Annotated in this window: 30 protein-coding genes; 16 read left to right on the forward strand and 14 right to left on the reverse strand. The window is 69.3% G+C overall.

What is annotated here, in order from left to right:
• The first annotated feature begins 11 nt into the window (after nt 1-11).
• The 4 genes from AB0F17_RS52325 (at nt 12) to AB0F17_RS52340 (ending at nt 3,691) form a co-directional block, all read left to right on the forward strand.
• A complete protein-coding gene (locus AB0F17_RS52325; RefSeq protein WP_358040171.1) occupies nt 12-227 on the forward strand; it encodes a hypothetical protein in 216 nt (71 codons plus the stop codon).
• The gene (locus tag AB0F17_RS52330; RefSeq protein ID WP_358040174.1) at nt 220-1,704 is read left to right on the forward strand and encodes an MFS transporter; all 1,485 of its coding nucleotides are present in this window, start codon (nt 220-222) and stop codon (nt 1,702-1,704) included. Before AB0F17_RS52325 ends, AB0F17_RS52330 begins: the two co-directional genes overlap by 8 nt.
• A 138-nt stretch (nt 1,705-1,842) precedes the next feature.
• A complete protein-coding gene (locus AB0F17_RS52335) occupies nt 1,843-2,160 on the forward strand; it encodes a hypothetical protein (protein ID WP_358040176.1) in 318 nt (105 codons plus the stop codon).
• Between the two features lie 367 nt (nt 2,161-2,527).
• Nucleotides 2,528-3,691, forward strand: a complete 1,164-nt coding sequence (locus AB0F17_RS52340; RefSeq protein ID WP_358040179.1) for a beta-propeller fold lactonase family protein — start codon at nt 2,528-2,530, stop codon at nt 3,689-3,691.
• 72 nt (nt 3,692-3,763) lie between these two features.
• Here the strand turns inward: AB0F17_RS52340 and AB0F17_RS52345 are convergent, their stop codons facing one another.
• Together AB0F17_RS52345 and AB0F17_RS52350 are read right to left on the reverse strand one after the other, a co-directional pair.
• Entirely contained in the window at nt 3,764-4,006 is a 243-nt protein-coding gene (locus AB0F17_RS52345; protein WP_358040182.1) for a hypothetical protein, read from the reverse strand.
• Entirely contained in the window at nt 4,003-4,893 is an 891-nt protein-coding gene (locus AB0F17_RS52350) for a TetR/AcrR family transcriptional regulator C-terminal domain-containing protein (RefSeq protein WP_358040185.1), read from the reverse strand. The genes AB0F17_RS52345 and AB0F17_RS52350 overlap by 4 nt, the downstream gene beginning before the upstream one ends.
• A gap of 88 nt (nt 4,894-4,981) precedes the next feature.
• Here AB0F17_RS52350 and AB0F17_RS52355 point away from each other — a divergent pair, with 88 nt between their 5' ends.
• Nucleotides 4,982-6,145 carry an NAD(P)/FAD-dependent oxidoreductase gene (locus AB0F17_RS52355; RefSeq protein WP_358040188.1) on the forward strand — a complete coding sequence of 388 codons (1,164 nt, stop codon included), beginning with the start codon at nt 4,982-4,984 and terminating at the stop codon, nt 6,143-6,145.
• Between the two features lie 125 nt (nt 6,146-6,270).
• Here the strand turns inward: AB0F17_RS52355 and AB0F17_RS52360 are convergent, their stop codons facing one another.
• The 5 genes from AB0F17_RS52360 to AB0F17_RS52380 form a co-directional block, all read right to left on the reverse strand.
• Nucleotides 6,271-7,074, reverse strand: coding sequence for a BtpA/SgcQ family protein (locus tag AB0F17_RS52360; RefSeq protein WP_358040190.1), 804 nt, complete (start codon nt 7,072-7,074; stop codon nt 6,271-6,273).
• A gap of 32 nt (nt 7,075-7,106) precedes the next feature.
• Nucleotides 7,107-7,907, reverse strand: coding sequence for an alpha/beta hydrolase (locus tag AB0F17_RS52365; protein ID WP_358040193.1), 801 nt, complete (start codon nt 7,905-7,907; stop codon nt 7,107-7,109).
• 41 nt (nt 7,908-7,948) lie between these two features.
• Nucleotides 7,949-8,797: a sugar phosphate isomerase/epimerase family protein gene (locus AB0F17_RS52370; RefSeq protein WP_358040196.1), complete on the reverse strand. Its 849-nt coding sequence runs from the start codon at nt 8,795-8,797 to the stop codon at nt 7,949-7,951.
• The gene (locus tag AB0F17_RS52375; RefSeq protein ID WP_358040199.1) at nt 8,794-9,828 is read right to left on the reverse strand and encodes a Gfo/Idh/MocA family oxidoreductase; all 1,035 of its coding nucleotides are present in this window, start codon (nt 9,826-9,828) and stop codon (nt 8,794-8,796) included. Before AB0F17_RS52375 ends, AB0F17_RS52370 begins: the two co-directional genes overlap by 4 nt.
• A gap of 198 nt (nt 9,829-10,026) precedes the next feature.
• On the reverse strand, nt 10,027-10,800 hold the full coding sequence (locus AB0F17_RS52380) for a DeoR/GlpR family DNA-binding transcription regulator (RefSeq protein WP_358040202.1): 774 nt from the start codon (nt 10,798-10,800) through the stop codon (nt 10,027-10,029).
• A gap of 157 nt (nt 10,801-10,957) precedes the next feature.
• Between AB0F17_RS52380 and AB0F17_RS52385 the strand changes: the two genes are divergently transcribed.
• Genes AB0F17_RS52385 through AB0F17_RS52415 form a run of 7 tightly spaced genes read left to right on the forward strand, consistent with a single transcriptional unit; the run spans nt 10,958 to nt 16,477 of the window.
• Nucleotides 10,958-11,917 (forward strand): ROK family protein, encoded by a 960-nt coding sequence (locus tag AB0F17_RS52385; protein WP_358040205.1) that lies wholly within the window; start codon nt 10,958-10,960, stop codon nt 11,915-11,917.
• 13 nt (nt 11,918-11,930) lie between these two features.
• Nucleotides 11,931-13,172: an extracellular solute-binding protein gene (locus tag AB0F17_RS52390; RefSeq protein ID WP_358040209.1), complete on the forward strand. Its 1,242-nt coding sequence runs from the start codon at nt 11,931-11,933 to the stop codon at nt 13,170-13,172.
• A complete protein-coding gene (locus AB0F17_RS52395; RefSeq protein WP_358040212.1) occupies nt 13,165-13,740 on the forward strand; it encodes a sugar ABC transporter permease in 576 nt (191 codons plus the stop codon). Before AB0F17_RS52390 ends, AB0F17_RS52395 begins: the two co-directional genes overlap by 8 nt.
• Nucleotides 13,661-14,071, forward strand: a complete 411-nt coding sequence (locus AB0F17_RS52400; RefSeq protein ID WP_358040215.1) for a sugar ABC transporter permease — start codon at nt 13,661-13,663, stop codon at nt 14,069-14,071. Before AB0F17_RS52395 ends, AB0F17_RS52400 begins: the two co-directional genes overlap by 80 nt.
• A complete protein-coding gene (locus tag AB0F17_RS52405; RefSeq protein ID WP_358040218.1) occupies nt 14,071-14,916 on the forward strand; it encodes a carbohydrate ABC transporter permease in 846 nt (281 codons plus the stop codon). The genes AB0F17_RS52400 and AB0F17_RS52405 overlap by 1 nt, the downstream gene beginning before the upstream one ends.
• Before the next feature lie 9 nt (nt 14,917-14,925).
• Nucleotides 14,926-16,089, forward strand: coding sequence for an N-acetylglucosamine-6-phosphate deacetylase (nagA, locus tag AB0F17_RS52410; RefSeq protein WP_358040221.1), 1,164 nt, complete (start codon nt 14,926-14,928; stop codon nt 16,087-16,089).
• A 43-nt stretch (nt 16,090-16,132) separates the two neighbouring features.
• Complete coding sequence (locus tag AB0F17_RS52415; RefSeq protein ID WP_358040223.1) at nt 16,133-16,477, forward strand: hypothetical protein; 345 nt, start codon at nt 16,133-16,135, stop codon at nt 16,475-16,477.
• Between the two features lie 118 nt (nt 16,478-16,595).
• On the opposite strand, the gene AB0F17_RS52420 is transcribed toward AB0F17_RS52415, so the two are convergent.
• Nucleotides 16,596-17,471 carry a helix-turn-helix transcriptional regulator gene (locus AB0F17_RS52420; RefSeq protein ID WP_358040226.1) on the reverse strand — a complete coding sequence of 292 codons (876 nt, stop codon included), beginning with the start codon at nt 17,469-17,471 and terminating at the stop codon, nt 16,596-16,598.
• Nucleotides 17,472-17,615: 144 nt separating this feature from the next.
• On the opposite strand from AB0F17_RS52420, the gene AB0F17_RS52425 reads away from it, so the two are divergent.
• Both AB0F17_RS52425 and AB0F17_RS52430 read left to right on the forward strand, forming a co-directional pair.
• The gene (locus tag AB0F17_RS52425; RefSeq protein WP_358040229.1) at nt 17,616-18,236 is read left to right on the forward strand and encodes an NAD(P)H-dependent oxidoreductase; all 621 of its coding nucleotides are present in this window, start codon (nt 17,616-17,618) and stop codon (nt 18,234-18,236) included.
• A 47-nt stretch (nt 18,237-18,283) separates the two neighbouring features.
• Nucleotides 18,284-18,916, forward strand: coding sequence for a DsbA family oxidoreductase (locus AB0F17_RS52430; protein WP_358040232.1), 633 nt, complete (start codon nt 18,284-18,286; stop codon nt 18,914-18,916).
• A gap of 98 nt (nt 18,917-19,014) precedes the next feature.
• On the opposite strand, the gene AB0F17_RS52435 is transcribed toward AB0F17_RS52430, so the two are convergent.
• From AB0F17_RS52435 to AB0F17_RS52445, 3 genes are read right to left on the reverse strand one after another with little or no spacing between them, the layout of a single operon-like run.
• Nucleotides 19,015-20,052 carry a serine hydrolase domain-containing protein gene (locus AB0F17_RS52435; protein WP_358040235.1) on the reverse strand — a complete coding sequence of 346 codons (1,038 nt, stop codon included), beginning with the start codon at nt 20,050-20,052 and terminating at the stop codon, nt 19,015-19,017.
• Nucleotides 20,031-20,387, reverse strand: coding sequence for an SDR family NAD(P)-dependent oxidoreductase (locus AB0F17_RS52440; protein WP_358040238.1), 357 nt, complete (start codon nt 20,385-20,387; stop codon nt 20,031-20,033). The genes AB0F17_RS52435 and AB0F17_RS52440 overlap by 22 nt, the downstream gene beginning before the upstream one ends.
• Before the next feature lie 42 nt (nt 20,388-20,429).
• Entirely contained in the window at nt 20,430-21,329 is a 900-nt protein-coding gene (locus AB0F17_RS52445) for an SDR family oxidoreductase (RefSeq protein WP_358040241.1), read from the reverse strand.
• A gap of 96 nt (nt 21,330-21,425) precedes the next feature.
• On the opposite strand from AB0F17_RS52445, the gene AB0F17_RS52450 reads away from it, so the two are divergent.
• The gene (locus tag AB0F17_RS52450; RefSeq protein ID WP_358040244.1) at nt 21,426-22,115 is read left to right on the forward strand and encodes a TetR family transcriptional regulator; all 690 of its coding nucleotides are present in this window, start codon (nt 21,426-21,428) and stop codon (nt 22,113-22,115) included.
• Between the two features lie 298 nt (nt 22,116-22,413).
• On the opposite strand, the gene AB0F17_RS52455 is transcribed toward AB0F17_RS52450, so the two are convergent.
• Nucleotides 22,414-23,373: a zinc-binding alcohol dehydrogenase family protein gene (locus tag AB0F17_RS52455; RefSeq protein WP_358040247.1), complete on the reverse strand. Its 960-nt coding sequence runs from the start codon at nt 23,371-23,373 to the stop codon at nt 22,414-22,416.
• Complete coding sequence (locus tag AB0F17_RS52460; RefSeq protein ID WP_358040250.1) at nt 23,370-23,618, reverse strand: hypothetical protein; 249 nt, start codon at nt 23,616-23,618, stop codon at nt 23,370-23,372. The genes AB0F17_RS52455 and AB0F17_RS52460 overlap by 4 nt, the downstream gene beginning before the upstream one ends.
• A gap of 72 nt (nt 23,619-23,690) precedes the next feature.
• Here AB0F17_RS52460 and AB0F17_RS52465 point away from each other — a divergent pair, with 72 nt between their 5' ends.
• Nucleotides 23,691-24,332, forward strand: a complete 642-nt coding sequence (locus AB0F17_RS52465) for a TetR/AcrR family transcriptional regulator C-terminal domain-containing protein (RefSeq protein WP_358040253.1) — start codon at nt 23,691-23,693, stop codon at nt 24,330-24,332.
• Nucleotides 24,333-24,507: 175 nt separating this feature from the next.
• Here the strand turns inward: AB0F17_RS52465 and AB0F17_RS52470 are convergent, their stop codons facing one another.
• Complete coding sequence (locus tag AB0F17_RS52470; RefSeq protein ID WP_358040257.1) at nt 24,508-25,755, reverse strand: cytochrome P450; 1,248 nt, start codon at nt 25,753-25,755, stop codon at nt 24,508-24,510.
• Nucleotides 25,756-25,945: the final 190 nt, after the last annotated feature.

The raw sequence follows: 25,945 nt of genomic DNA on the forward strand, positions 1-25,945 counted from the left end.
AACCTAGTGGCATGTCCTTCGAACAGACAACCATCATTGCCGCCGGAGCGGGCCCCAGCGGGCCACGCGCCACCGCGACCGCGTCCCGTGCGGAGGCCGAGGTGACCGGCCCGCGCGGGCGGCCGGATCGCCCCGTGCCGGATCACCCCGTGCCGGGCCGCGCCGACGCCCGTGCCGATCAGGGCCCCCGCCGGGATCACGACGTGAAGGCAGCCCTCCATGAATGAGATGGCCGCGCGCCGGCCAGGTCGTACTCCCCGGTCGCTGCGGGAGGCGTGGGTCGCGTTGGCGGGGCTGTCGGCGGTGTTCCTGTTCGAGATGCTGGACAACTCGATCCTGAACGTCGCGCTGCCTGTGATCGGACGCGAGCTGCACGCCTCCACGACCGCGTTGCAGTGGGTGACGGGCGCCTATGCGGTCGTGTTCGGCGGGTTGATGCTGGCGTTCGGCGCGATCGCCGATCGGTTCGGCCGGCGGCGGATCATGCTGATCGGGCTGGTCCTGCTCGGTGTGGCGAGCCTGGCGACCGCCGTGGTCACCACCGCCGGGCAACTGATCGCCGTCCGGGCGACGATGGGGGTCGCCGCGGCGATGACGACGCCGGGATCGATGGCGCTGGCGTTCCGGCTGTTCGACGAGGACGGCCTGCGCGTGCGCGCGCTGACCCTCATCTCGACCGTCGGCCTGGTCGGGCTCGCGATCGGCCCGACGACGGGCGGCCTGGTGCTGGCGATCGCGCCCTGGCAGGTCCTGCTGCTGGTGAACGTGCCGATCGCCGTACTCGCGTTCCTCGGCGTGCGGTCCGGCATCGCCGCCGACGACCCGTCCGGCCTCCACCGCGACCCCCTCGACGTTCCCGGGATGCTGCTGGGCACGGCGACGATCGTGCTCGCGCTCCTGGCCCCGACGCTGTTCGTGGACGAGGGCGCCGGCTCCTGGGCACCCTGGGCGGCCACCGCCGCGGCCACCGTGACGGCGATCTGTTTCGTCCTGCGCGAGCGCCTGGCCCACCATCCGCTGCTCGACCTGAAGCTCCTCGCGCTCCCCCTGGTCTCCAGCGGCCTGGCCTACAAAGCCGCCACCGGACTGGCGACCGCCGGACTCGGTTACATGGTGACGCTGCAACTGCAGCTCGACTGGGGCTGGACGCCCGCACTGGCCGCTGTCGGGATGCTGCCGCAGGTCGTCGTCCTCATCGCGGGCAGCGCGTTCGTCGACCCGTTCGTGCGGCGCGTCGGCCTGGACCGGGCCGCGTGGATCAGCTCCGCGGCGGTCGTGTCCGGCCTCGCCGTCTACGGCCTGCTCGGCCGGTTCGGCTACCTGTGGGTCGCGATCGCGCTCGTCCTCGTGGCGGCCGGGATGCGCGTGGTCGGCGTCGTCGCCGGGCTCAACGTGGTCCGCGGCCTGCCCGGGAACCGGACCACCATCGGCAGCGCGCTCGTCGACACCGCCACCGAGGTCACCTCCGGCACCGGCATCGCCGTCACCGGCACCATCCTGGCCACCCTGTTCACCGGCGACATCGCCACCTCCCACTGGAGCCCGCAGCAGACCGGCGAGTTCCACCAGGCCGTCACCATCGCGGGCCTCACCCTCACCATCGTCGCGGCAGCCCTCGTCGCCTTGGGGATCGCCCGCACCCGGTACGCCGCCGGCGACCGGGCGGCCACTCCCATCGACGACACCCTCCCCCAGGACGCCTGACACCCCCGCCGCAGCGCCCGCAGCGCCATCACCCCTCACCGGCGAAGGCCCTCTGGCCACACGGCACTTCGCAGAGATGAGCAGCACTCCACTCCCCGGTGAATCTTCCTTTCCCCGAACCGATTTCAAGGAGCACACATGACGATCACCCTCCGACCGGGCAGCACTGTGGTGTTCACCGGCGATTCGATCACCGACTGCCAACGGCTGCGGAGCGAGAACGGCCTCGGGTTCGGCTACCCGCTGCGCGTCGCGGGCGAGTGGGGCCTCCGGCAGCCGGACCGCCCCGTGACCTTAGCCGAGTTGGGCACGGAGCTGATCCTCATCGAGCCGTTCCTCCCGCCGATCCACGGCGTCGTCCAGGCCGGTGTCGCACGCGCGCTCATCGGAGACGAAGAGCGAAAGGAATGGCGCGCTGCCGAACAGGCACGCCGACTCATCAACGAAGATTGTTGAGCGACAGGTTGATGTCAGTGGTTGCGCCGGGTTGTTTGCCCTACCTCGCGAAACCTGGCCCAAGCCGCGTCGCACCGCAGCGGGGTTCTCCTTCGTACTGGCGCCGTTCCCGCCCGCATGGATTCAGGCCCGTGACGGCGGGGATGGCGCACCCTTGTGCCGACCCCGGCTGCGGGGGCGGACGGCGTGCCGTTGACGCCGCATACCTATGCTGACCTGCCTTTACGTTCCGCCGAACCGTCGGCACATCTCCAAGCCGCTACCTCAGCGGGGACGGCGGAACGAGCTCATGGAACGGTATGGCACCGGCTGGAACGCCTATGAGGGTGTCGTCAAATCAGGTTCAAGGAGTGATAAGGAGACATTCGTGTCATCCGTCTTCATGAGAGCGGGTGCTGCCGTCCTGGCCGCCGCCATGCTGCTCGCCGTCCCATCTCCCGCCCTGGCCCAGGCCGCCGCGGGACCGGTCTTGCCGCCGTCCGGCGGCGTGGTCTACGTCACGAACGCGGGCTCCGGCAACGTCTCCTCCCTGGCGATCGGCCCGAGGGCCACCCTCACGCTCCTCGACAAGCCCGTCTCCACCGGCGGCGAAACCCCCCGGGGCATCGCCCTCACCCCGGACGGGGCCACCGCGTACGTCGTCAACAGCGACTCCGACACGCTCTCGGTGTTCCGCGTGGGGGCGCGGGGCGCGCTCCAGCCGGACCCACGGATCGTCACGACCGGCGACGAGCCGTGGGGAGCGACCATCTCCCCGAACGGCCGCACCCTGTACGTGACCAACACCGGCGTCGACGACGCGACGATCTCGGCGTACCGGATCGGCCTGGACGGGACGCCCACCAAACTCGGCGACTTCAAGACCACCTCAGACCATCCCAAGCAGACGGTGCTGTCCCCCGACGGCCGCTTCCTCTACCTGTCGTACGCGGACGCGGACGAGACCGAAGACAGCCCGTCGCGGGTCATCACCAGATACACCGTGCTGCCGGACGGCTCGCTCGGACCCGCGCAGGACGTGGCGAAGGTCGGGCCGGCCAACTACGGGATCACGATGAGCCCGGACGGCGGCCTGTTGTACGTGACCTCGAACGTCGCGCAGAACGTGCAGGGGTTCCGGGTCGGTAAGGATGGCTCGCTGAAACCCGTGCCCGGGTTGCCGGTCTCCGTGCGGGACCCGGTCGGCCTCAAGGTCACGCCCGACGGGCAGCACCTGTACGTCGGCGCCAACTTCGACGCCGGCTCGCCCCCCGGCAGCGGTCTGGTCGGCTTCACGATCCGCGCGGACGGCTCGCTCACTCCGGCCGCCGACTCGCCCACCCAGGCTGAGGGCTCCTCGGCGGTCGCGATCACACCGGACGGCCGGGACGTCTTCGCCAACATGCAGGACGCGAGCAAGGTGGTCGCGTTCGCGATCGGATCCGGCGGCACGCTGAAGCAGGCCCCCGGATCGCCGTTCCGCACCGGTGGGAAGCACCCGCTGAGCCAGTCGCTCGCCGTACGCCCGGTTCCCGCAACCACCCCGCAGTAGAGATCAGCCTGACCGTGATGCGCAGATCGCCGCCACCGACGATCTGCGCATCACGGTCGGCACCACTGAGGCTCATGCCCGGTCGGGCGACGCATTCCGGGCGACATCCAGTTGTGGTCCGCCGAGGGTCGAAGCCACGCTCGCGGTCGGTGTGCCCGTGCGGCGCCCTCTCCAGACCCGCCACAGCATGCCCGGTGAGAGCAGCGCCTGCGGTGGGCCGAGGAAGTTCGCCACCTTCAGGAACGTGCCACCCACCACCGTGTCGAGCGTCGCCACGCGGTGGAGCCTCGGCAGGTACGCGTTGAGCAGCCTCATCCGCCGCGTCCGGGGGCCGGGCACGTGGGACCCGGCCCAAAGGCTACGCGGCCGGATCGGCGTCCCCCGGTACGCCCGTCCGGGTCGATGCCGTCGAGTAGCAGGTCGAGGCCGGTGTCGAAGGTGGTGGCCGGGTTGGGATGGGTGGCGTCGGCGACGACCTGCGCCAGGGTGGGATAGCGGCCGGTGGCGAACATGCGGGTGAGGTACGGGCCGGTGGCGCGCTGCCGCTGGTGCTTGGTCAGGCCGCTGGCGCGTTCGGCGCGCCGCTCGGCGATCTCCATGCGGACGGCGCCGACCAGGTAGGCGCGGACGACACCGACCGCGTCGCGGACGGTGTCGACGTCGTCGAAGCCTGGAGCGCCGTGCAGCGCGGCCACGTGCGCCTCCAGGTGGGCGAGCGCGTGCGGGCCGAGGTTCGGGCGGCCGCCGAGCAGATCGGCGAACCACTCGTGACGCAACGCGGCCTGCCGGGTGCGGCCTGCCAGGGTCCGCAGCGCGGTCCGCCAGCCGTCGCCTGGATCGGGCGGGTGGATCTCCGCGTACACGGCGTCGACCATGAGGTCGAGCAGTTCCTCCTTGGTGGCGACATAGCGGTACAGGCGCATCGGGCCCGCATCGAGCGCGGCGGCGACCTTGCGCAACGACACCGCGGTCAGCCCATCGGCGTCCGCGAGCGCGATCGCCGCACGCACGATCCGGTCCCGGTCGAGCGGGCTCGGAGTCGCCCGATCGGTCGGCTCCGGCCGCTCCCACACCAGCAGCGGCCCACCCGCCTCATCCCGCACGTCATCGGCATCGCGCTGGTCCCCTTCCCGTGCGGCGTCCTCCGCAGGGGGGCGGCCGGTCGTCGAGGCTCGCCCTCCCGTCCGGTCTCGTTCGACCATGGCGTTCTCCCTCTATCGGTTAATACAGTATCTTTCCTCGATACAGTGTATTGAGCCATACGGTGTATCACGAAAGGGTTGGTTGACCATGAGTACGGAAATCTCCGGGCGTCCCCCGCGAATCGCGATCGTCGGAGCGGGCCCCAGCGGGCTGGTGCTGGCGCGCGTGCTACATATGCACGGCATCGCGGCGACCGTGTACGAGCGGGAACCGTCACGGACCGCACGCGGTCAGGGCGGCATGCTCGACCTGCGCGCCGACAGCGGGCAGCGGGCGCTGCAGGAGGCCGGCCTGACCGAGGGCTTTCGCGCGATCGCCCGTTCCGAGGGTCAGGATCTGCGGCTGCTGGACGAGAACGGCACGCTGCTGCTGCGCTTCGACACCCCGGACGACGCGCCGCTCGACAAGCCCGAAGTCGACCGCGCCGACCTGCGCGACCTGCTGCTCGGCGCGCTGCCCGGCGACGCCATCGCGTGGGGGCGCGCGTACCGGTCCGCCGAACCGCTGCCCGAGGGCGGATGGCGGCTGCGCTTCGCCGACGGGACGAGCGCCGACTGTGACCTGCTGGTCGGCGCGGACGGCGCGAACTCCCGCGTCCGCCCGCTGCTCACCGACGCCCGGCCCGCCCACATCGGCCTCAACACGTTAGAGGGCGTCATCGCCGACGTCGACCGCACCCATCCCGAGATCTCGGCCCGGATCGGGCGCGGCAACTTCTGGGCCCTCGGCCCGGACGGGGCGGTATCCGCGCAACGCAACGGCGACGGCCGGGTCCGCGTCTACCTGAGCCTGCACACCCCCGAAGACTGGTTCGCCGGCTGCGGCATCCCGTTCGACGACCCCGCGCGGGCCGGTACGGCGCTCGCGAAGCTGTTCACCGGATGGGCGCCGGAGATCACCGCGCTGATCGCCGCCTGCGACGGGCCGTTCACGCCCCGCTCGATCACCACGCTGCCAGTCGGCCTGACCTGGGCGGGCGTCCCCGGGGTGACGCTGCTGGGCGACGCCGCGCACCTGATGCCACCGGTCGGGCTCGGCGCCAACATCGCCATGCTCGACGGCGCGGAACTGGCGCTCGCGCTGGCCGCCCGTCCGCACGACCTGGACGCGGCGGTGCGCGCGTACGAGGAGGCGATGTTCGTCCGGGGCGCCGAGGCGGCACGGAAGTCCGAGGCGGTCCAGAAGATGGTCATGTCGGGTGCGCGCGGGGTGCTGGAGTTCTTCCAGAACCCCGCCGCGCGAGCCGTCTGACGGCGGCATACGGCGTGCCGGCTTCAACCTGATCCACCGGGGTGAGTGCCGTCACTTTGCGCTACCCGGCGACCGTACTGCTCCGGACGGTCGATCGGGGCTTCGGCTGGGCGTCAGGCGGCGGTTCATGCTCGTGCCGCTTTCACGAAGCCGGCTGCGCGAGCCGGGTCTACGGCGTTCCAGGTGTGACCGTCGATCTTGAGGTCGCTGCCGACGATGCAGCCGTCCGCTACGGACAGGAACTGGCCGATCGTGTCCCGTCGCGCACCGGTGTTGAGCAGGACGGGCACGTCGGCCGGTGTGGCATCCCGCACGGCGCGCACGGTGGAAAGGTCTGGGCCTGCGCCGGCCATGGGACCCGACACGAGGATCGTGTCGGCGAGGCTGGAAACGACGGCGGAGCGAGCGGTTGCCGGTGCCTGGCGGGTGCCGATCGGGGAGGCGAACTCGGGTGTGATGTTCATGAAGATGGCGATGTTGTCGGCGTGGAGTCGGCGACGTTCGCGAAGGGTGTGGGCGCAGTTGGTGTTCCACAGTCCCATGTCCGACTCCCACACGCCGGTGGTCACCTCGCGGATGAAGTCCGCCTCGCATGCGACGGCGGCCGCGAGTGCGATGCGCGGGTCCCACAGGAAGTCGACGCCGAAGGGGAGATCGGACGGGCGGCATTCGGTGACGATGCGGGTCATCACCGCCGCGGACTCCGGACCGGCGTTGAGTTCGTAGGGACGGTCGTTCTCGTTGCAGAAGAGGATGGCGTCGAAGCCCGCATCGACGAGGATCTCCACGTCTCGGCGGACGTGGCGGATCATTCCCGCGATGCCTTCACGCTCGTCGTACAGAGGCGTCCCGGGCAGGGCCGGCACGTGAGCCATGGCGATGAGCGGTTTGGTGTCTGATCCGAAGATGGCGTGGAACCGGGAAGGCATGAGGTCTGGCCTTTCGTGTTGAACTGGGTGCTTCACGACGCTGTGCTGTCGAGGGCCTGACCGGCCACTGCCGTGATGATCGCGGCGGACTCTGAGATATAGCGATCATCGTCCGCGGACTTGGGTGGGACGACGTGCAGGGCGGTCCCGCACGCGCGGGCCCAGTGGCGGGCGATGGTCAGTGGGTGCAGCGGGTCGTGCCGGGTGCCGATGACGGTGGCCGGTGTGCGGATGCGGGCCAGATCGGCCAGGTCGGTGAACGGGGTGGACAGCGGCATGCGTTCGAGGCGAAGACGTCGTTCGGCCGCATGAGGGGATCCGAACTGATCCATCAGGCTGTCCGCGACGGTTCCCGATTCCGCGCGCACGGCGCGGTAGACGGGAGAATGGGCGAATTCGGCTGCGGCGGCCGCGCCGTCCCGGGTCGCGAGAAGGCCCGCGATGGTCCTGAACGCCCGTAGGTGGGGAGGGTCGGCCTGGTCCTCCCAGGCGGGCCGGATGAAGACGAGTCCGGCGAGTACGTCGGGAGAGCGAAGGGCCAGTGCGGCCAGGACTCCCGCTCCCATGGAGATGCCGATGCCGATGAGCGGCGGCCGTATCGCGCGGGTGCGCAGCAGAGCGGTGATGTCGGCGCTGAACCGCTGGAAGGTGAAGTCGCTCGCGTCTCCGATCAGCGGGGTCAGACCGTGAGCGCGCATGTCCGGTATCAGCAGGTCGCAGGGGAGCCCGGCCAGGTGCGGCAGGAACGCGTCGAACTGCGTGCCGTCGCCGCCCAGTCCGTGCAGCAGCAGCACGGTGCCCGAAGCCGGTGTGTCCGGCCGTCGCAGCCTCACGTGAGCCGCCTCGGCGTAGCGGTTTGACGAGGATGATGCGCTCACGTGTTCCTCGCCGCGTGGAGGCGGTCGCGCAGGTACCGGCCGGATCGGGAGGCGTCGTCCTCGGTGGCGTCCTGGATGATGATCGGCACTGCCCGGCCGAGTTCGAGGGTGCGGCGGCAGATCATCGTGTAGTCGAGATCTCCACGACCGAGGGGTGCCGGCCCGGCGGCGGTGAGGTCCTTGGCCTGCAGGCCGATGATGTGCTCGCCGAGCAGGTCGAAGGCCTCGTTGACGATGTCGTCCTGGCGGCGGATGGTCTCCGGTGCGACCAGGTTGCCGGGGTCGAGGACGATGCCGACGTGCCGGGCGTCGGATCCCAGCTCGCTGATGAGCCGGTGGGCGCGCCGCGCGGAGTCGATGACGTTGGCGCTCTCCGGCTCGATACCGAGCTTGATGCCCGCATCTGATGCCGCTTCGAGCAGGGCATCGAGGGTGGAGCGCAGGCCGGCCCAGGCGGCGGCGGAGCCGTTGTCCGGGTGGCCGGTCCACATGTCGTCGGCGTTGAGCGTTCCGCTGCACAAGGTGACCGCGGTGACGCCGAGCAGCGGCGAAATTTCGATCAGCCGCGCCGCCTGGCGGGTCTGCCTGAGCCGGAACGCTCGGTCGGGGTGGATGATGTTGTACGTGGCCGACAGTCCCCAGACGGCGACGCCGGCGTCACGGAAGTCCCGCCCGACGGCGGTGACTGCGTCGAGGGAGACGTCAGGTGCGAGCGTTGGCATGGCGATCGCGGAGAAGTTGAACTGGGCCAGGCGGAAGCCCGCCTCGGCGACGGCGGCGGCGACCGTGGCGGCGGTCGTCCGGGGAAAGGTGCGGGCGAAGATGCCGACTTCGGGCAGCGTCATGTGCGGGTCCCCGGCTGGTCGACGGCGTCGCGGATGGCCTCGACGATCCTGAGTGCCTCGATGCCGTCCGCGGCGGTGGGTTCGGCGCGGGTGCCGAGGAGGATGGCCCGGGCGAAGGCCTCGATCTGGCGCTCGTAGGGGTCGCTGTCGCCGAACACCGGCTCGGAGTAGGTCTGGGTGGGCTCGTCGAACACCCTGACCGAGCTCGGTTGCCTCGTGAACGGGAAGGGGCAGCGTAGCCGGACGTGGCCGGCGTCGCCGTAGAGGTCGAACCCTTCGGACCATTCCGCGTGGACGCTCGCCGTCACCTCCAGGCTCAACGCGGCCCCGTCGCGGTATCGGCCCAGGGCGTGCCAGCTGTAGTCGCGTTCGCCGTGGGACAGGATCGCGCTGTGGATGGTGTAGTCGCCTGCCAGGTAGCGCAGCAGGTCGAAGGTGTGGATGCCGTGGGTGGCCAGGAGATGTTCGGCGCGGTGGATCGCCTTGTACGCCAGCTCTTGCGAGCGTACGGCCGGATCGACGATCAGCGGAGGGAACAGCGTGGTCTCGATCGGCTCGCGAAGTCTCGACATCACGCGGTACCAGCCGACGACACTGCGGAGGGGGCCGATCCGGGCGACCGCTCCGGCGGCGTACTGCACGCCCGGGTCGAACCGCTTCATGCTCGCCACCTGCAGTTCCAGGTGAGCCGAGTCGGCCAGATCGCGCAGGTGCCCGGCCTCGGCGACGGTGGTGGCGAGGGGTTTCTCGATGATGACGTGCTTGCCCGCCCGCAGCGCCTGCTCTGCCACCTGGGCGTGGAATCGGTCGGGCACGGCGATCAGCACGGCGTCGACCGGCGCGCCGAGCAGGTCGGCGACGTCGAGGAAGGCGTGTGCGCCGTAGCGGCTCGCCATCGCGTCGGCCAGGGTGGCGCTGCCGTCGCACACCGCTGTGAGCTCGACGTTCTCGGCTTTGGCGATGGCCGGCAGGTGCGCGGCTTGCGAGATGCGTCCGCATCCGATGACGGCCAGACGAATGTGTTCGGACACGATGTGGGGTGGTCTCCTCCGATACGCGGCCCAGCGGTCTACAGCGGCTGCACATGATCGACAATAAGGCGCCGCCCGGCCGGGACCAGTGATTGACTAGGTCGCCACAAGAGCACAACATGCACGGAAGCGTGCGTCAAGGTGGCAGATGCGTGCATCTTGAAGTGCGCGTTCCAGGACTCGATCGCCGGAGGAAGGTCAGTCATCGGTGAGGGAGACCGTGCGCAGCTGAGATCCGTAGAGTGCGCGTTCATCGTCGGCGATCCCGTCGTCGGTGATGAGCAGGGAGATCGCGTCGAGGGCGCAGACGGTCATCAGGGCGCGCTTGCCGAAGCTGGGGCTGGCGGCGATGACGGCGACCTGCTGGGCGGCGTTGAGCATGGCCTGTTTGACGGGGAGTTCGACCATGTTGATGTTCGTGATACCGGCCTGATGGTGCACCGCCTCAGCGCCGAGGAACGCCCAGTCGGCGTGCAGCCGGTCAAGTTCGGCGACCGTGGACGGGCCGACCAGCGTGTACGCGGTCTCGATGGGTGATCCGCCCGTGACGTGCACGCGCACGGTCGGATCGCCGGCCAGGCAGACGGCGATCATCAGATCGTTGGTGACGACGAGGACCTCCTTCTTCCGGCGGCGCAGCGCGAGGGCGAGCTGGTATGTCGTCGATCCGCTGTCCAGGATCACCGACTGGCCGTTGTCGATCAGGTCGGCCGCGGCGTTGGCGATGGCGGCCTTCTCCGCCTGGTTCGCGGTCCGCCGCACGTCATAGGGGACGTCGACGGCGGCGGCGGGCTCGGCCGGCAGCACGCCGCCACGGGTGCGCTTGATGAGCCCGGCTCGCTCGAGATGGGCCAGGTCGCGCCGGATCGTCGAGCCGTCGACCTCGAACTGGTGGGCCAGTCCGCCGGTACCGACATACCCCTCGCGCCGGACCTGCTCCAGCAGGGCGCGGCGACGTGCCGAAGACTGCATGTGACCCTCCAAATGTGCATTCGAAACTGCACGCAGCATATCTGTTGACGCACGGTTCATGCGCGAGCCACTCTGAGTTGCACGCAAGTGTGCAGAGCGGTCGTGCGGTGACAGAGCCTGACGGGCTGGTCCATGGCAGATCGCCGGGAGGGAAGCAATGGTTGCCACAATGGTGATAGGCGTCGACGTCGGCGGCAGCAAGATCGCCGCTGGACTGGTCGGCGCAGCGGGTCAGGTTCATCGCCGGATGTCCCTGCCCACCCCCAACCGGCATGGGCCAGTGGCGATCATCGGCTTGATCGCGGACATGTGCCGTGATCTCAGCGACGGTGTGGCCGATCCACAGCTGTCCGTCGGCGTCGGCAGTCCTGGCGTCGTCGATTCCCGCAGGGGGATCGTCACCGCCGCCACCGGCACCTTGCCTGGCTGGCAGGGCATCGATCTCGCCGGCCACCTCGCGAAGGCGACGGGCATGCGGGTGGTCGTCGGCAATGACGCCAACGCCTTCGCGCTGGGAGAACACCTTCATGGAGCCGGCCGCGGCACCTCCGATGCCATGTACGTCACTGTCGGGACGAGTGTGGGCGGCGCGCTCGTACTCCAGGACCGGCTCCTGACCGGCGTCCACCGCCGCGCCGGCGAACTCGGCCATTTCCCGATCTTCGAGGCCGATCACGGCGTCTGCAGCTGCGGACGCCGCGGACATCTCGAGAGCTCCGCTTCGGGACCTGCGATCGCCGCCGCGTACGCCCGCCTGGCGGGTGACGACACGCCCCGCGACCTGAGGGAAGTCGCCGAGCGCGCACGCCGTGGTGATGCCGCCGCGGTTACCGCGCTCACCAAGGGGGCCGAGGTGCTGGGCAGGACTCTCGCCGGCCTGGCCGGGGTGTTCGACCCTCGACGCGTCGTGGTCGGCGGCGGCGTCACCCAGATCGGTGCCCGCTATTGGGCGCCCCTTCGTGACGCCTTCCACAACGGCGGGCTCGCCGTCCCGCCGACGGTCGACATCCTGCCCGCGGCACTTGGCGACGATGCCGGCATCGTCGGCGCCGCCGCACTCACCGTCCACAGTCTCGCATCAACGCATCACGCGCGCGGCATCACGCCAAGCCGCTGACCAGGAGGAACCCATGAGGAACAAGAGCATCGTCCTGCTGCTGGGCGTGCTGCTCACTGGATGCGGCAGCGGCACGGGGGCCGTCGACTCCACGGCCGGTGACGGCGTGAAAGAGCTGAGGGTCGTCATCGCCGAATACAGCAAGGACCACACGAAGACGTTCTGGGACGCGTTCGCCAAAAAGTACGAGGCGCGGACAGGCGTCAAGCTCAACGTGCAGATCGTCAGCTGGAACAGCATCGACCAGCAGACCAGCACCATGATCCAGAACGGCAACCCGCCGGACATCCTCAACCTCAACGCCTACGCCAGCTATGCCAAGGACGGGCTGCTCTACCACTCCGAGGAGGTGCTGCCGGCCGCGACCAAGGCCGACCTCATCGACGCCTTCGTCGAGAGCGGCACCTACAACGGCAAGATGTACGGCTTCCCTGATCTGTCGTCGGCCAGGGCGATGTTCTACAACAAGGACCTGTTCCGGCGCGCCGGAATCTCCGCACCCCCGAAGACGTGGGACGAGTTCGTGTCGGACGCGCAGAAGATCACGGCGCTCGGCGACGGCACGATCGGGTACGCCGAACCGCTCGGCCCCGAAGAGGCGCAGGCGGAGTTCTCCATCTGGGCCTTCAACAACGGCGGCGCCTGGAAGACCGACGGCACATGGTCGATCAACTCCAGCAAGAACATCGAGACACTGCAGTTCCTCAAAGACCTGTCGACGAAGTACAAGGTCACCCAGAACAATCCCGGCAAGACCAACCGGACCGACGGCGCGTTCGCGCTCTTCTCCTCGGGCAAGGCCGGCATGGTGATCGGCTTGTCCCAGCTGTCCACCGGCTTGGACAAGGACAAAAAGGTCGACTACGGGGTCGCACCCATGCCCACCAGAGACGGCGGCGTTCCGCAGACCTACGGCGTCACCGACTACCTCATGGCCTTCAAGAAGAGCGGTAATCAGGACGCGGTCAAGAAGTTCTACGAGTTGTACTACCAGCCCGACCAGGTGAACACGTGGATCAAGGCCGAAGGCTTCCTTCCGGTGACCAAGTCCGGCCTGAAGATCTTCGCCTCTGACCCTGCCCTGAAGGTCTACCTGGACACGTTGCCCCACATCCATCTGACCCCCACCGACGATCCGACGTGGGACAAGGTCAAGCTTGCCGTGCAGCAGCAGATCGGAGCCGCGGTCGCGCCGGACGGGAACCCCGCCGCCGTGCTGGGCGAGCTCCAGAAGATGGCCGAGACGAGTGGCTGAGGTGAGCCGCCGCCATGTTCCGGCGCTCGCCGCGCTCCCCTGGCTCGGGGCGGGGTTGCTGCTGATCGCCGGCGTCGTGCTCTATCCCGTGTACGAACTGATACGGGCGTCGCTGTCGCGTTACTCCATCACCGGACTGCGCCTGGGTGACGCGGGCTTCGACAACTACCTCCGCGTCCTCAGCCAGCCGGCTCTGGGCTCTGTCCTGGCCAACACCGCGATCTGGGTTTCCGGCGTCACCGCGCTGACGGTCGCCATCAGCCTGGCACTCGCCCAGTTCCTGGCCAAGGAGTTCCCCGGCCGGCGTGTCGTTCGCTGGTCGGTCATCGTGCCATGGGCCGCCTCCCTGGTGATCACAGGACGGCTGTTCACCCTGATCTACGACTACTACCACGGCATCCTCAACCGGCTGTTGATGGACCTGCATCTCACGAGCCGGCCGATCGACTTCCTCGGCGACGATCGATGGACGATGGACGATGCTCTCGATGATCGCCGTCGGCGTGTTCGCCTCGGTCCCGTTCAGCACGTACGTCCTCCTCGCCGGACTCAACGGCATGCCCGGTGACGTGTTCGAGGCAGCCAGGATCGACGGTGCGGGCGCATGGACGACCTACCGCGCCGTCACCCTGCCGCTCCTGCGCCCCGCGCTCGTCGTCACCGTCGTCCTCAACATCATCTATCTCTTCAACTCCTTCCCGATCATCTGGACGCTCAACGAGCGCAACCCCGGCTTCACCCAGGACACGACCATCACCTTCATGTACAAGCTCGCGTTCAAGAGCGCCGAGCACGACGTCGGCCAGGCTGCCGCCGGCGGTATCTGCAACGTGCTGCTGATCCTCGTCGCCGTCGTCGTATACCTGCGCACGGTCAAGTGGCAGGAGGCCGGCACCTGATGACCCGGCTCGCATCGATCGGCAGGAAGCGGATCCGGCACTACGCCCTCGCCGCCGCCGGGCTCGCCGTCGCGGCGTCCTTCCTGGCCCCCTACACGGTCATGGCGCTGGACTCACTACGGTCGAGTTCGGAGGTGCTGCGGTCGCCGGCGACGTTCCTTCCGAGGAACTGGACGTTCGGCGCCTACCTCGAGATCGCCGGCGACGTCCGTTTCCAGAACTGGCTGACGACATCGCTCATCGTTGCCGCCGCCTCCACGATCGTAGTGCTGCTGGTGTCGGTCCCGGCCGCCTACTTCACCGCCCGTCATCGCTTCCCCGGCCGACCGGCGTTCCTGTTCCTGGTGCTGGTCACGCAGATGTTCTCGCCCACGTCACTCGTCGTCGGCCTCTACCGCGAGTTCTTCGAAATCGGCCTCGTCAACACCTACCTCGCGATCATCGTGACCAACGCGGCCTTCAACCTCGCGTTCGCGATCTGGATCCTGCACGGGTTCTTCGCCTCGATCCCGCTGGAGATGGAGGAGGCGGCGGAGCTTGACGGCTGCGGACGCGTCGCCACGCTCCTGCGCATCATGCTGCCCCTGGTCAAGCCCGGCGCGGTCACCGCGATCACCTTCACCTTCATCGCGGCGTGGAACGAGTACGTGGTGGCCCTGACCCTCATGCAGGACGACGACAAGAAGCCGCTCACCGTGGGGATCAGCTCGTACGTGACCGGCTACGAGCAGCATTGGGACCAGCTCTTCGCCGCCTCCGTCATCGCGATCGTGCCGGTCGTCATCCTGTTCACCGCGATTGAGAAACACCTTGTCGGCGGTCTGACCGCGGGCGCGGTCAAGTAAGGGGAACCCATGCGCATTTTCGCCAGACGTGTGATCGCCGAAGGCCGCGAACAGGCATCGGTGAGCCTGACGATCGAAGACGGCCGTTTCACCGAAGTGCGGGAGTCCAGCGAGCCCACGGGCGCGGACGTCACGCTGAACGACGGGATCCTGATCCCAGGCCTGATCGATCTCCAAATCAACGGCTACCACGGCACGGATTTCGCGCACGCCGACGATGCCGACTGGCATCGGATCGCACGCCGGCTACCGGAGACGGGGGTGACGGCTTTCGCGGCCGCGTTCGTGACCGCGCCGGTGCCGACCTTGGCGGAGGCCCTCCGCCGGTGCGGCCAGGCGATGAACGCGTCCTCTGGGACCACGCGAGCACGCCTGCTCGGAGCGCATCTCGAAGGGCCGTTCCTCTCACCCGCGCATCCGGGCGCTCACGACGCCGGCTTCTTCTGCGACCCCGAGCCCGGACACATCCGCGCCCTCCTCGACGCCGCGCCTCCCGGAACTCTCGCGGTGATCACACTTGCTCCGGAACGGCCGCATGCGCTCGCGGCGATCGAAACGCTCGCCTCGGCCGGCGTCCTGGTCTCCATCGGGCACACGGCTGCGACCGCGGAGGAAACACGCGCCGCCGTCGACGCGGGTGCACGGATGGTCACGCATCTGTACAACGCGCAACGGCCATTCCATCACCGCGACCCCGGAGTCATCGGCCAGGCCCTGGTAGACGCCCGCATATCCGCCGGCCTGGTCCTCGACGGCCATCACATCAGCTCCCAAGCCGCAGCAATGGCGTTCGGAATGGCAAGGGAGCGTCTGGTTCTCATCACCGACGCCGTGGCGGCGGCGGGCATGGCACCGGGCCGATACCGGCTCGGTGATCGATCCATCCACACCGAAACGGGCCGCCCGCCGACACTGGCCAACGGAGCGTTCGCCGGATCGACGCTGCGCATGGACCACGCGCTGGCGAACGCCGTCCAGCTGGGCCTGCCACTGCTGGACGCGGTAGCCGCCGCGACATCACGCCCGGCCGAGCTGCTCGCCCGCCCCGACCTCGGACGCATCAAGGTCGGCGCGCATGCCGATCTGGTGTGGCTGAACGACGGGCTCGAGACCAGGGCAACGTGGATCGGCGGAGAACCAGCGTTCGCCATCCCCGGCATCAAAGATCACTAGGAAGATCAAATACTCAGGCGAGGATTCAAGGAAACGAGACCATGTGCCAGCAGCAACCACCCTGTCCGTCCGCAGGGCGCGACGATTGACCCGCCTCCAGCTGAGCGACTGGCATGTCAACCGCCACAGCAGGAGCGCTGACCTGCTCGTCAGCGCACTGGTCGCCGAGGCGTCCCGCCGTGGGAGGGGACCGATCCGGGTCACCCTGTGGACAATGAACGGCACGCTACGCTGCGAGGTCGAGGACGCCGACCCGGCACTCCCTCGCACCGGCCAGGACAACGAAGAACAGCATTGGCTGAGCCTGATCGACCAGTCCGCCTGCTGCTGGGGCGCCACACCCACCACCGCCGGCAAGGCCGTCTGGTTCGAGCTGTCAGAACCCTGACATGCCCTCGATGGCTTTGAGGAAGCCGTGTGGCTGGGGATGGCGAAGGCTGGTTATCCGCCGATCCATGTTGTCCTCGTGTGTCGAGATCGTCGTGCTTGGCACGCGCGCCGGCCTGCTAGTGATGGGCTCGTGGATCGTGGTCGGGCACGGTGCTCAAGGCGGCGGCGTGATGGTCGTTGAGGCGGTCGAGGGCGGCGGCGGTGGCCTCGTCGGAGGCGAGGTAGACGACCAGTCGCTGCTCGTCGGGGTCGGGCAGCTCCAGGCTCTCGTATGCCAGCCGCAGCTCCCCCACCTCCGGGTGCGACCACCGCTCGACGCCGGTGCGCGCGGGCAGTGCGGCCGAGCCCTCGAACCGGTCGCGGAAGCGGGTGTCGGCGGTGATCGTCAGCTCCTCGGCGAGCAGCGCCGCGTGCGGGTCGCCGAGCGCGGCCGCGGCCCGCAGCGCGGCGGCCCGCTCGCCGGCCACCGCGTCCCAGTCCGGGTGGGCATCGTGCGCCCGCGGGTCGGTGAACGCGTACCGGACCAGGTTCGGTGGCTCGGCCTCCAGCAGCCCGGTCGGGCCAGCGAGCCGCGCGAATCCGGCCGTCCACGCGAGCAGGTCGCCGGGCCGGTTGGCGACCAGCGCCGGTGCGGGCTCGAGCTGGTCCAGCAGCGCCCGCACGGTCGGGCGCACCGTCCGGGCCCGCGTCGTGGCGGCCCCGTCGCACGCGCCGCCGCCGTTGGTCTTCGCCAGCCGGTGCAGGTGGATCCGCTCGTCACGGGACAGACCCAACGTCTCCGCGAGCGCGGCGAGCACCTGGGTGGACGGGCTGCGGTCGCGTCCCTGCTCCAGCCGGGTGAGGTATTCCACGCTGACGCCGGCGAGCGTGGCCAGCTCGGCCCGGCGCAGCCCGGGTGTGCGGCGCCGGTTCCCGTTCGGGAGCCCGACCGCGGCCGGCGGGACGGCCTCGCGGTGTGCGCGTAGAAACGCGCCCAGCTCTGTCTCCGTCATCAACGGCGATTGTATTCGCGGCGAGCCTGGCCCTGCCAGGGCTAGGAAAACCGGAGCCTGGCCCGGACCCGCCCAGCGCCGGGACGCTCGTAGGCATGAGCACCTTAACCGAAGGTGAGAGCGCAGAACCTAAGGAGGAGGCCCATGATCCAGATCGCGATCATTCTGGGCAGCACCCGCCCCGGGCGCCGCGTAGAGGACGTGGCCCGGTGGGTCGCCGAGGCCGCCGGCCGGCACCCCGCCGTCAAGGCCGGGCAGGCCGGCCTCGAACTCGTCGACATAGCCGACTACGAGCTGCCGTTGCTGGATGAGCCCGCGCCCGCAGTCATCGGTTTCTACCAACATGCACACACCAAGCGGTGGGCGGCCACGATCGGCAGGTTCGACGGGTTCGTGTTCGTCACCCCGGAGTACAACAGCGCCATCCCCGCCGCGCTGAAGAACGCCATCGACTACCTGTACGCGGAATGGAACGACAAGGCGGCCGGGATCGTCAGCTACGGGGTCTACGGCGGCACCCGCGCCGCCGAGCAACTGCGGCAGACCATGGGCGAGATCAAAGTCGCCGACGTACACGCCCAAGTCGCGATCAACCCGTACTTCGACTTCGACTTCACCGACTCCAAGGCCGGCGTCTGTGCCCCCGGCGAACGTCAAGAAACCGCCCTGACCCTCATGCTGGATGAAGTCCTCGCCTGGTCCCATGCCCTCCGGGTGCTGCGGGACCCCACCGCGAGCGCCGATCCCCGGCCAGGACCGGCCTGATCCACACCACCCGCATCCCCGGCTATCCGCATGAGAAAGGACCCAGGATGAAAGTAGAGGTGTACGGCGATATCGCCTGCCCGTGGTGCCGTCTCGGCACGCACCAGTTTCACCGCGCGGTGGCCACGGCGGGTGCGGAATCGGACGTCGAACTCGTCCATCGTCCGTACCAGCTGATTCCCGACGCGCCCGAGGAGCCCCGGCCACTGATGGACACGGTGGTCGCGATGTTCGGTCCGGAACAAGCCGAGGCGATGGTCGCGGAGATGACACGGATCGGTGCCGGTGAAGGGATCGAGTACCGATTCGACTGTGCGATGGCGGTCAACACCTTGACCGCGCACCGGCTGCTGTGGCTCGCCCTGCACGAGCAGGGTGCCGCGGTGCAGGCCGCGCTGGCGACCGCCCTGTTCGACGCGTACTTCCGCGATGGCGTGAACGTCGCCGACCACACGCGACTCACCGAGCTGGCCGAGCGGGCCGGCTTGGCCGGCGGCCGGGTGCGGGACTTTCTCGCCACCGAGGAGGGGCGCGCCGAGGTACGTGACCAAGTGGCCGCAGCGCGGCGGGCAGGTGTCACCACCGTGCCGAGGTTCGTCTTCGACAACGGCGCGCTGATCGTCGGTGTGACCGGCACCGAGGCGCTCGGCGACGCGCTCCGGCAGGCCGGCGGCCGGTAAGACGCCTCCTGCGAGCCCGGCAACGGTTCCAGCTTCATCATGGCTGTCGAGCTGACCCCGAACGGCCCGCGCACCCGCACCCTCCGCATCGGGTTCGCTCACCAGGAGGGCGGCGGTGACGTCGCCGGCTGGCTGTGGCAGATCGGCTTCCGGCGGCTGGTCGACGCGATCCGCGGGCAGCGCGCCCGGGACAGGCTGCTGCGGCTGCTGGCCGGTCGCCGCTGGCGTACCGCGCCCTCGGCGGAGGAGGAGCTGCTGCTGGGCGTGGAGCATGGCGACCCGGCTGGGGCGCTGGCCCGCCTGTCCCCGGAGCTGCGCGCGGTTATGCAGGCCACGGTGCTGGACGGGCTGAGCACGCGCGAGGCGGCGGCCCCGTTGGCGGCGCCGATCTCCGCGCGCCGCCATTGCGGAGTGTTCACCACGCTCGCGTCGGGAGCGGGGCCGGTCATCGTCCGGAACGCGGGAGTGGTCTGATCCAGCGCCGACATGTCGAAGGAGATGGGCGGCGGCGGTATGACGGGTGCGGTTCTCTCCCAGTCCTGCTGGCGCGCACCGATCTGCACGTCGGCGCCAAGCGGCGCGGCGAGTTCCTCGGCGACGAATCTGGTGAGAGAGCGTCCGTCGACGCGGCGCACCAGCTCGCCAAGGAGGTGCCCCTGGCTGAGGGCGTGGTATCCGGACGCCGTCCCCGGGGTCCACCACGGCGCCTGGGTAGCCAGTTTGGCGGTGGAGGCCTGCACGTCGTAGAGATCCGCGAGGGTGATGGGCTGGTCCCAGCCGGACACGCCGGAGGTGTGGCCCATCACGTGCCGGACGAGAACACCTTCCTTGCCGTTCTGTGCGAACTCGGGCCAGTACGTCGCGACGGGGGCGTCCAGATCGATCAGGCCGCGGTCCGCGAGCACGAGGATGGCCAGCGCTGTGACCGTCTTCGTCGTCGAGAACACGTTGACGATGGTGTCGCGGGTCCAGGGCGAGGTCCGCTCGGGGTCGCGGTGGCCACCCCACAGGTCGACGACGGTCTCGCCGTCCACATCCAGCGCGACGCAGGCCCCGAGCTCGTCGCTGTGCAGGCCCTTGTCGAATGCGTCACGGACTGCGCTGAACGCGTCTTTCACGGTTCCCTGTGCTTGCATGACTCCTCCTCGTGATGTCGACCTCGTATCGCCGGTCGTTCGTCGTCTTGCGGGTTGCCGATCGTCGCGGCGCTCCCGGAGATGGAGCGTCGTCCCACGGCGTCGTGATCGTCCTCGACGGCCTGGGAGACGACCCGCGCGGCGGCCTCGTGGTCCTTGTTGTCCGCGGTGAGCGCGAGCACACGGGCGTCGGGGACGAGTGCTTCCAGCTCGGCCTTGGCTTGGGCCAGGGCGTCGGCGTCGCGGCCGGTGATCGCGACGGCCACGCCTTCCTTGACGTAGGCCTTGGCGATGCCCAGGCCGGTGCCCTTGCTGCCGCCGGTGATCAGGGCCACCTTGCCGTTGAGAGATTCTGGTGTTGCCTTTCGCTTGGGTGATCAGAGGGTGGCGCCGGTCAGGCGCTCGGCCTCGGCCCACAATCGGGCGGCGACGTCGCGGTCGAGGCCCTTCTTCGTGGGCCGCGCGATGGCAGGGGCACCGACCAGCCCCCAGCGGGGGCCGTAGCAGCCACCCTGGGTCACGCCGGGCGCGGTCGCCGCGTACAGCATCGGGTCGGCACCGGCCTCCGCGCTGTGCTGCGGGGTGAGCTTCCACGCGATGCGGAACAGCAGGCTCGGGTCACCCCCGAGCCGCGGGCCGGAGGCGGCGATGTTGGTGGCCGCGTTACCGGGATGCGCTCCGGCCGACAGCAGCGGCCAGCCACGCTCGGTCGCGAGCCGGGCCAGGTGTTGGCTCAGCAGCAGGTCCGCCAGCTTTGAACGCCCGTACGCCCCGGTCGGGTCATAGCTCTTCTCCCAGTTCAGATCGTCGAAGTCGATCTCGCCGCGAGCGGCCATGCCGCTGCTCATGGTCACCACGCGCGGGGCGGGCGCTTTCAGCAGCAGCGGCAGCAGCCGCACGGTCAGGGCGAACGGGCCGAAGAAGTTGCTGCCCAGCTGCAGCTCGAACCCGTCGACGGTCTCGTGCCGCACCGGGGGGAACATCACCCCGGCGTTGTTGAGAAGGATGTCGACTGGGCGCCCGCCGGCGATGAGGCCGTCGGCGAACTCCTTGACCGAGGCCAGGTCGGCCAAGTCGATCCGCCGCACCTCCACGTCTGCTGCCGGGTGGGCACTGAGGATCTCGGCGCGCGCCTGCTCGCCCTTGGCGACAGTGCGCACCGCCATGATCACCCGCGCGCCGACCGCGGCCAGCTTGGTCGCGGCCGCCTTGCCGGTTCCGCTGTTCGCGCCGGTCACCACGGCGAGCTTTCCCCGCTGGCGAGGAACCTGGTACATGACGCACCTCTTAAGTACTGCCGGTATTTTGTCTCTGGTCACGCTAACGCACCGCCGGTATCTTTGCAAAATACCAGCGGTATGTAAGATGGGCTCGTGAACTTCAAGCGCGCCCGCAACGAGGAGCAGCGGACCGAACGACGCCGGCAGATCTTGAGGACCGCGGCCGCGATGCTGGCCGAGATGCCGGTCGCGAAGCTGAGCCTGAACGAACTGAGCCGGCGCGTCGGCCTGGCCAAGGTCAATGTGCTGCGCTACTTCGACTCGCGCGAGGCGGTCCTGCTCCAGCTACTGGACGCCGAGGTCCAGGACTGGATCGCTGAGCTGGAGCGGTCGTTTCAGCCCAGCGAGGGCACGCCGCGAGAGCGCGGCGACCGGCTGGCCGAGATTCTGGCCGAGTCGATGGCGCAGCGGCCGGTGCTGTGCGACCTGATCAGCGCGCAGGCCGCAGTGCTGGAGCACAACATCTCCACCGAGGTCGCCATCCGGCACAAGTACGCCGCCAAGCACTCCATGCAGGCGCTGGTCCAACTGGTCCTGCGGCACGTGCCCGAACTCGGCGCCCACGGCGCGCCCCGGGTGGTGGAAGTGACCCTGCTGATGGCCACCGCCGCCTGGCCCTGCGACCGGCCATCAGAGGCGATGCTGGCCGCCTACGCCTCCGAACCGGCCCTGGCCGCCATGCGACTCGACTTCACCGAGGTGATGCGCCGGACGGTAGAGGTGACCATCTCCGGCCTCCTCGCCCGCCAGAAAGCGCCGACGAGTGCGAGCCCGCGTCTCTGAGCGCCGACCGCTTGAACTGCGGATAGGCGGTCCGCTCGATCCACGTCATTCCAGGCCGTCCCTCGCCTCGATCCCGGCGTCCAGACGCCGAAACCGTAGCGGCGATCAACCGTGCCGAACGGTCTTGTTCCCTAAACCGCAACCAAACCCACGCGGAGGGTCAAGCCTCCGACCAGCGACTCAGCGGCTCACTGCCCCTTTCACCCGTACTTGGTCCGCCCCCCGTCGACGCGTGGGTGAGGACGGCGACGGAACGCTGACCGGTGATCATCGCTGGTGTGCCGTGGGCGCGGGCCGGTCATGGCATCACGACGAGTCGCCTGCCTCTGAGGTCGGTTCGCTGCCAGGCGGTCTCGATGTCACTCAGCGGGACCTTCTCCACGTCGAAGGTGAGCTCGCCGGACCGCGTCCACGTCACGATCTGCTGGTACACCTCGTCCATGGTCTGCGGGTCGAGGCCTTTGGCCGCGCCGTAGATCTCCACGCCGGAGGTGCGCAGGCTCGACCCGGCGAGGGCGAGCTCGGTGCCGGCCGACTCGCCGATCTGGACCACCCGGGTCGGCTTGCCGAACGCGAACGAGCGCGGCACCAGCGCGCGCAGCAGGATCTCGCTGGGCCTGCCCCACAGGTAGTCCACGACGATGTCGTAGCCGTCCCCCCTGGCGTCGAGGTACGCCTGCGCCAGCGCCTCGTCGGAGACCGCGGTGTTGATCACCGTGTCGGCACCGATGGCCTGTACCTCGCGCAACTGGTCGTCATCGCGGCCGGTGGCGACGATCCGGCCGGCGCCCAGCAGCCGGGCCACCTTGACCGCGAGCCGCCCGGCGACCCCGGTGGCCCCCTGCACCAGCACCGTCTCCCCGGGAACGAACCCCGCGGCCGTCTTCATCGACATCGCGGTGACGGCCGAGGCCATCACCGCTACCACGGCCGGGTCGATGCCGTCGGGGATCGGCATGTAGGAGCCCTGGGGCACCACAGTCTTCTCGGCGAGCGCGCCGTAGGGCAGGCGGATGTTGCCGAACCCGACGAGCGTGCCGTCCGGGAGGGCGCCGATGCCGTCGAAGGCAGGGATCGCCGGAAGCCGGCCGATGTACTTCTCGCTGGCGTAGTGCGTACCGGCCGCGATCGCCTTGTCGACGTTCTCGACGGCGACCGCCTTGACGTCGATGATCACCTCGCCGTCGTCGGCCACCGGATCGGGGAAGTCCTCATAGCGTGGGATGCCGCCGACCTCGTGGAGCACCGCTGCCTTCATCCCAACTCCTGACCGAACAAGCGGGCGATCCGCGTCTGCCACGCCGCCAGGACGCGAGGCGGACGGGCCGGCGAGTGGTTGAACTCGTGGTGGTGCGAACGGTGGTGCGTGATCGAGTGCCGCCACCCCTGCCCGTGGCGGGCCTGGCCCTGGTGGCCGGCCGGCCGCTCGGTGTGCGCGGGAATCCCCGGAATGCGATGGGTCGCCCAGTGCAGCAGGTCGCGGAGCGAGTGCCGGTGTTTCATCGTCGCCTCCTCTGACGCATAAGCCTCTATCACCGATAGAGTACTCTATCGGTGATAGAGTCCGGAAGGGAGGTGCCGGAATTGGCTCTGGACAAGCAGCGGATCGTCACCGAGGCCGTCGCGCTACTGGACGCCGAGGGTCTCGACGGCGTGACCACGCGCAAACTGGCCGCCCGGCTCGGCGTACAGTCGCCGACCCTTTACTGGCACATCCCGAACAAGGCGGCGCTGGTCACCGCGATCGCCGAGGCGATTCTTGAGCAGCAGTTCCCCGAGCTGGCGTCGCCCGCGCCGGAGGAGTGCTGGCAGGACTGGCTGATCGGCCTGGCCGGGCGGCTGCGGCGCGCGTTGCTGGCCCACCCGGACGGAGCCCGGATCATCGCGGCCTCCCAACTGTCCCTCAAGATGGCCGCCATCTCCGAACTGGCGATGAGCACGCTGGTCGGGCGGGGCATTCCCTTGCGGCAGGCTCGCCTGATCGTGTTGACGGCGTTGCGCTTCACCGTCGGCTACGTCCTGGAGGAACAGCTCGGCCGCCCGGACGCGGACGCCCTGGAAGGCTTCGACATGGCCACCTACGCCGCGGCGTACCCCACCGTGATGGCCGGTGTGGCCGAGTACTTCCAACCCGGCCGCACCGTCGACGACCTGTTCCGCGATTGTCTGGAACAGATCATCCATGGCCCTGCCGCGCAGTCCGGCCCCACGTCCTGACCGGTCAGCCGCTCCGCAGGCGAGTGAAACGACCTCGGAGTGCACGACGACGACTTCGTCCGCGTGGAGGCCCACGACTGCCCAATGTCCTCCTGCGCCGCCCCGGCCGGTTAGTTCTACAGTCCCCGCCTTCAGCTGCCGGGCCGGGAAAGCCGCTCCCGTGAAGGCTCGACGGTCATGGATTGCCGGCGTCTGAGGGGTTGGCGATGGCGAGGTTGACCGGCAGGGACAGTGGTCCGTTGGTGAAAAGTGATGAGGTGTGGGGGATGTCGTCGTGGTGCACGGCGAGAGTGAGGGCGGGGAAGCGGCGATACAGCGAGGCGAGTGCCAGCCGGCTTTCCAGCCGGGCCAGTCCCGCTCCGATGCAGTAACGGGGGCCGTGACCGAAGCCGAGATGCCCGTTCTGTTCGCGGGTGAGATCGAAGGCGCCGGCGTTGTCGCCGTACACCGTAGGGTCGATGCCGCAGGCTTGGTAGCACACGCCCACCGCGTTGCCCTGGGGGATGGGCACGCCGGCGATGCTCACGTCCTGGGCGGTGAAGCGGAAGGGGACCATCAGCACCGGGTGGCGGTGGCGGACGGCCTCTTCGACCACGTCGGCCCACCGGTTGCCGGACTTGGCGAGCGCGAGCTGGGCGGGATCGCGGGCGAGCGCGATGATGGCGTGCCCGAGCAGATGGAGGGTGGTCTCGTGGCCGGCGAGCAGCATGACCCATAGCACACCGACCACCTCGTCAGCGGTCGGCTTGTCGCCCCTGTCGTCCTTGTCGCGGGCGGCGACGAGCCCAGAGATGAGGTCATCGCCCGGTTCGCGCTGCTTGCGCTCCACGAGTGCGTGCAGGAGGGACAGCAGGTGCTGCTGTGCGGCGAAGGCGGTCTCCGGGGTGGTGGGGTGCGCCACCAGCGCGGCGGTCCACCGGCGTAGCCGGGGCCGATCCTCGGCCGGCACGCCGAACAGTTCACAGATCACCTGAATGGGCAGTGCCTCGGTGAAGGTGGGAACCAGGTCGACGCCGTCACCGGCGGCCGCCACGTCGTCCAGCAGGCCGTCGATGATCTGCTGGATGCGGGGCTGCATGGCCTGCACCCGGGCGGGTGTGAAGGCTGTGCCGATCAGGCCGCGCAGCCGCCTGTGGTCGCCGCCGTCCACAGCGCCCAGATTGCCGCCCTGGACGATGGAACGCAGCGGCCAGTCCTCGGGGATCGATCCATCGTGCAGGGCGGGCCAGTGCCGGGGATGCCTGAGGAAGGACTTGTTGTCCCCGGCCAGGATCTCCCGCGCCGCCTGGTGCGTGAGGGCCAGGTAGACGGGCACGCCGCCGGGGAACTCCACCTCGACCACGGGAGCGATCTCCCGCAGCCGGATGCAGGTGTCGAGCGGAGATTCATTCGCGGCCGGAAAGGAAGGAAGGTCGGACGTCATCGGACGCCTCCGAAACGGATGTCGGTAAATGATCAGGAATGCTCGGTGAATCGACACGGTCTGAGCAGGCAGATCGGCCTGTCCACCTCTTGTGGCAATGCCGCTAAGTTAGGGATCTTCTGCAGGTCGGGGTGAGTGCGCTGCGTGGAGTGGTTGTGGCCGGTAGGTTGCGGTCGTGTCTGGAGCGCAG

Source organism: Nonomuraea sp. NPDC026600 (assembly GCF_040638335.1).
Taxonomy (GTDB): Bacteria; Actinomycetota; Actinomycetes; order Streptosporangiales; family Streptosporangiaceae; genus Nonomuraea.

Bases quoted from the DNA above. Each gene is read 5' to 3' on its own strand.
- AB0F17_RS52330 (WP_358040174.1), top strand. From the start codon at position 220: ATGAATGAGATGGCCGCGCGCCGGCCAGGTCGTACTCCCCGGTCGCTG.
- AB0F17_RS52360 (WP_358040190.1), bottom strand. From the start codon at position 7,074: ATGCCTTCCCGGTTCCACGCCATCTTCGGATCAGACACCAAACCGCTC.
- AB0F17_RS52345 (WP_358040182.1), bottom strand. From the start codon at position 4,006: ATGAGGCTGCTCAACGCGTACCTGCCGAGGCTCCACCGCGTGGCGACG.
- AB0F17_RS52455 (WP_358040247.1), bottom strand. From the start codon at position 23,373: ATGAAGGCAGCGGTGCTCCACGAGGTCGGCGGCATCCCACGCTATGAG.
- AB0F17_RS52370 (WP_358040196.1), bottom strand. From the start codon at position 8,797: ATGACGCTGCCCGAAGTCGGCATCTTCGCCCGCACCTTTCCCCGGACG.
- AB0F17_RS52335 (WP_358040176.1), top strand. From the start codon at position 1,843: ATGACGATCACCCTCCGACCGGGCAGCACTGTGGTGTTCACCGGCGAT.
- AB0F17_RS52435 (WP_358040235.1), bottom strand. From the start codon at position 20,052: ATGCAAGCACAGGGAACCGTGAAAGACGCGTTCAGCGCAGTCCGTGAC.
- AB0F17_RS52380 (WP_358040202.1), bottom strand. From the start codon at position 10,800: ATGCAGTCTTCGGCACGTCGCCGCGCCCTGCTGGAGCAGGTCCGGCGC.
- AB0F17_RS52460 (WP_358040250.1), bottom strand. From the start codon at position 23,618: ATGAAACACCGGCACTCGCTCCGCGACCTGCTGCACTGGGCGACCCAT.
- AB0F17_RS52425 (WP_358040229.1), top strand. From the start codon at position 17,616: ATGATCCAGATCGCGATCATTCTGGGCAGCACCCGCCCCGGGCGCCGC.
- AB0F17_RS52325 (WP_358040171.1), top strand. From the start codon at position 12: ATGTCCTTCGAACAGACAACCATCATTGCCGCCGGAGCGGGCCCCAGC.
- AB0F17_RS52430 (WP_358040232.1), top strand. From the start codon at position 18,284: ATGAAAGTAGAGGTGTACGGCGATATCGCCTGCCCGTGGTGCCGTCTC.
- AB0F17_RS52355 (WP_358040188.1), top strand. From the start codon at position 4,982: ATGAGTACGGAAATCTCCGGGCGTCCCCCGCGAATCGCGATCGTCGGA.
- AB0F17_RS52400 (WP_358040215.1), top strand. From the start codon at position 13,661: ATGATCGCCGTCGGCGTGTTCGCCTCGGTCCCGTTCAGCACGTACGTC.
- AB0F17_RS52385 (WP_358040205.1), top strand. From the start codon at position 10,958: ATGGTTGCCACAATGGTGATAGGCGTCGACGTCGGCGGCAGCAAGATC.
- AB0F17_RS52405 (WP_358040218.1), top strand. From the start codon at position 14,071: ATGACCCGGCTCGCATCGATCGGCAGGAAGCGGATCCGGCACTACGCC.
- AB0F17_RS52350 (WP_358040185.1), bottom strand. From the start codon at position 4,893: ATGGTCGAACGAGACCGGACGGGAGGGCGAGCCTCGACGACCGGCCGC.
- AB0F17_RS52470 (WP_358040257.1), bottom strand. From the start codon at position 25,755: ATGACGTCCGACCTTCCTTCCTTTCCGGCCGCGAATGAATCTCCGCTC.
- AB0F17_RS52420 (WP_358040226.1), bottom strand. From the start codon at position 17,471: ATGACGGAGACAGAGCTGGGCGCGTTTCTACGCGCACACCGCGAGGCC.
- AB0F17_RS52390 (WP_358040209.1), top strand. From the start codon at position 11,931: ATGAGGAACAAGAGCATCGTCCTGCTGCTGGGCGTGCTGCTCACTGGA.
- nagA (WP_358040221.1), top strand. From the start codon at position 14,926: ATGCGCATTTTCGCCAGACGTGTGATCGCCGAAGGCCGCGAACAGGCA.
- AB0F17_RS52445 (WP_358040241.1), bottom strand. From the start codon at position 21,329: ATGTACCAGGTTCCTCGCCAGCGGGGAAAGCTCGCCGTGGTGACCGGC.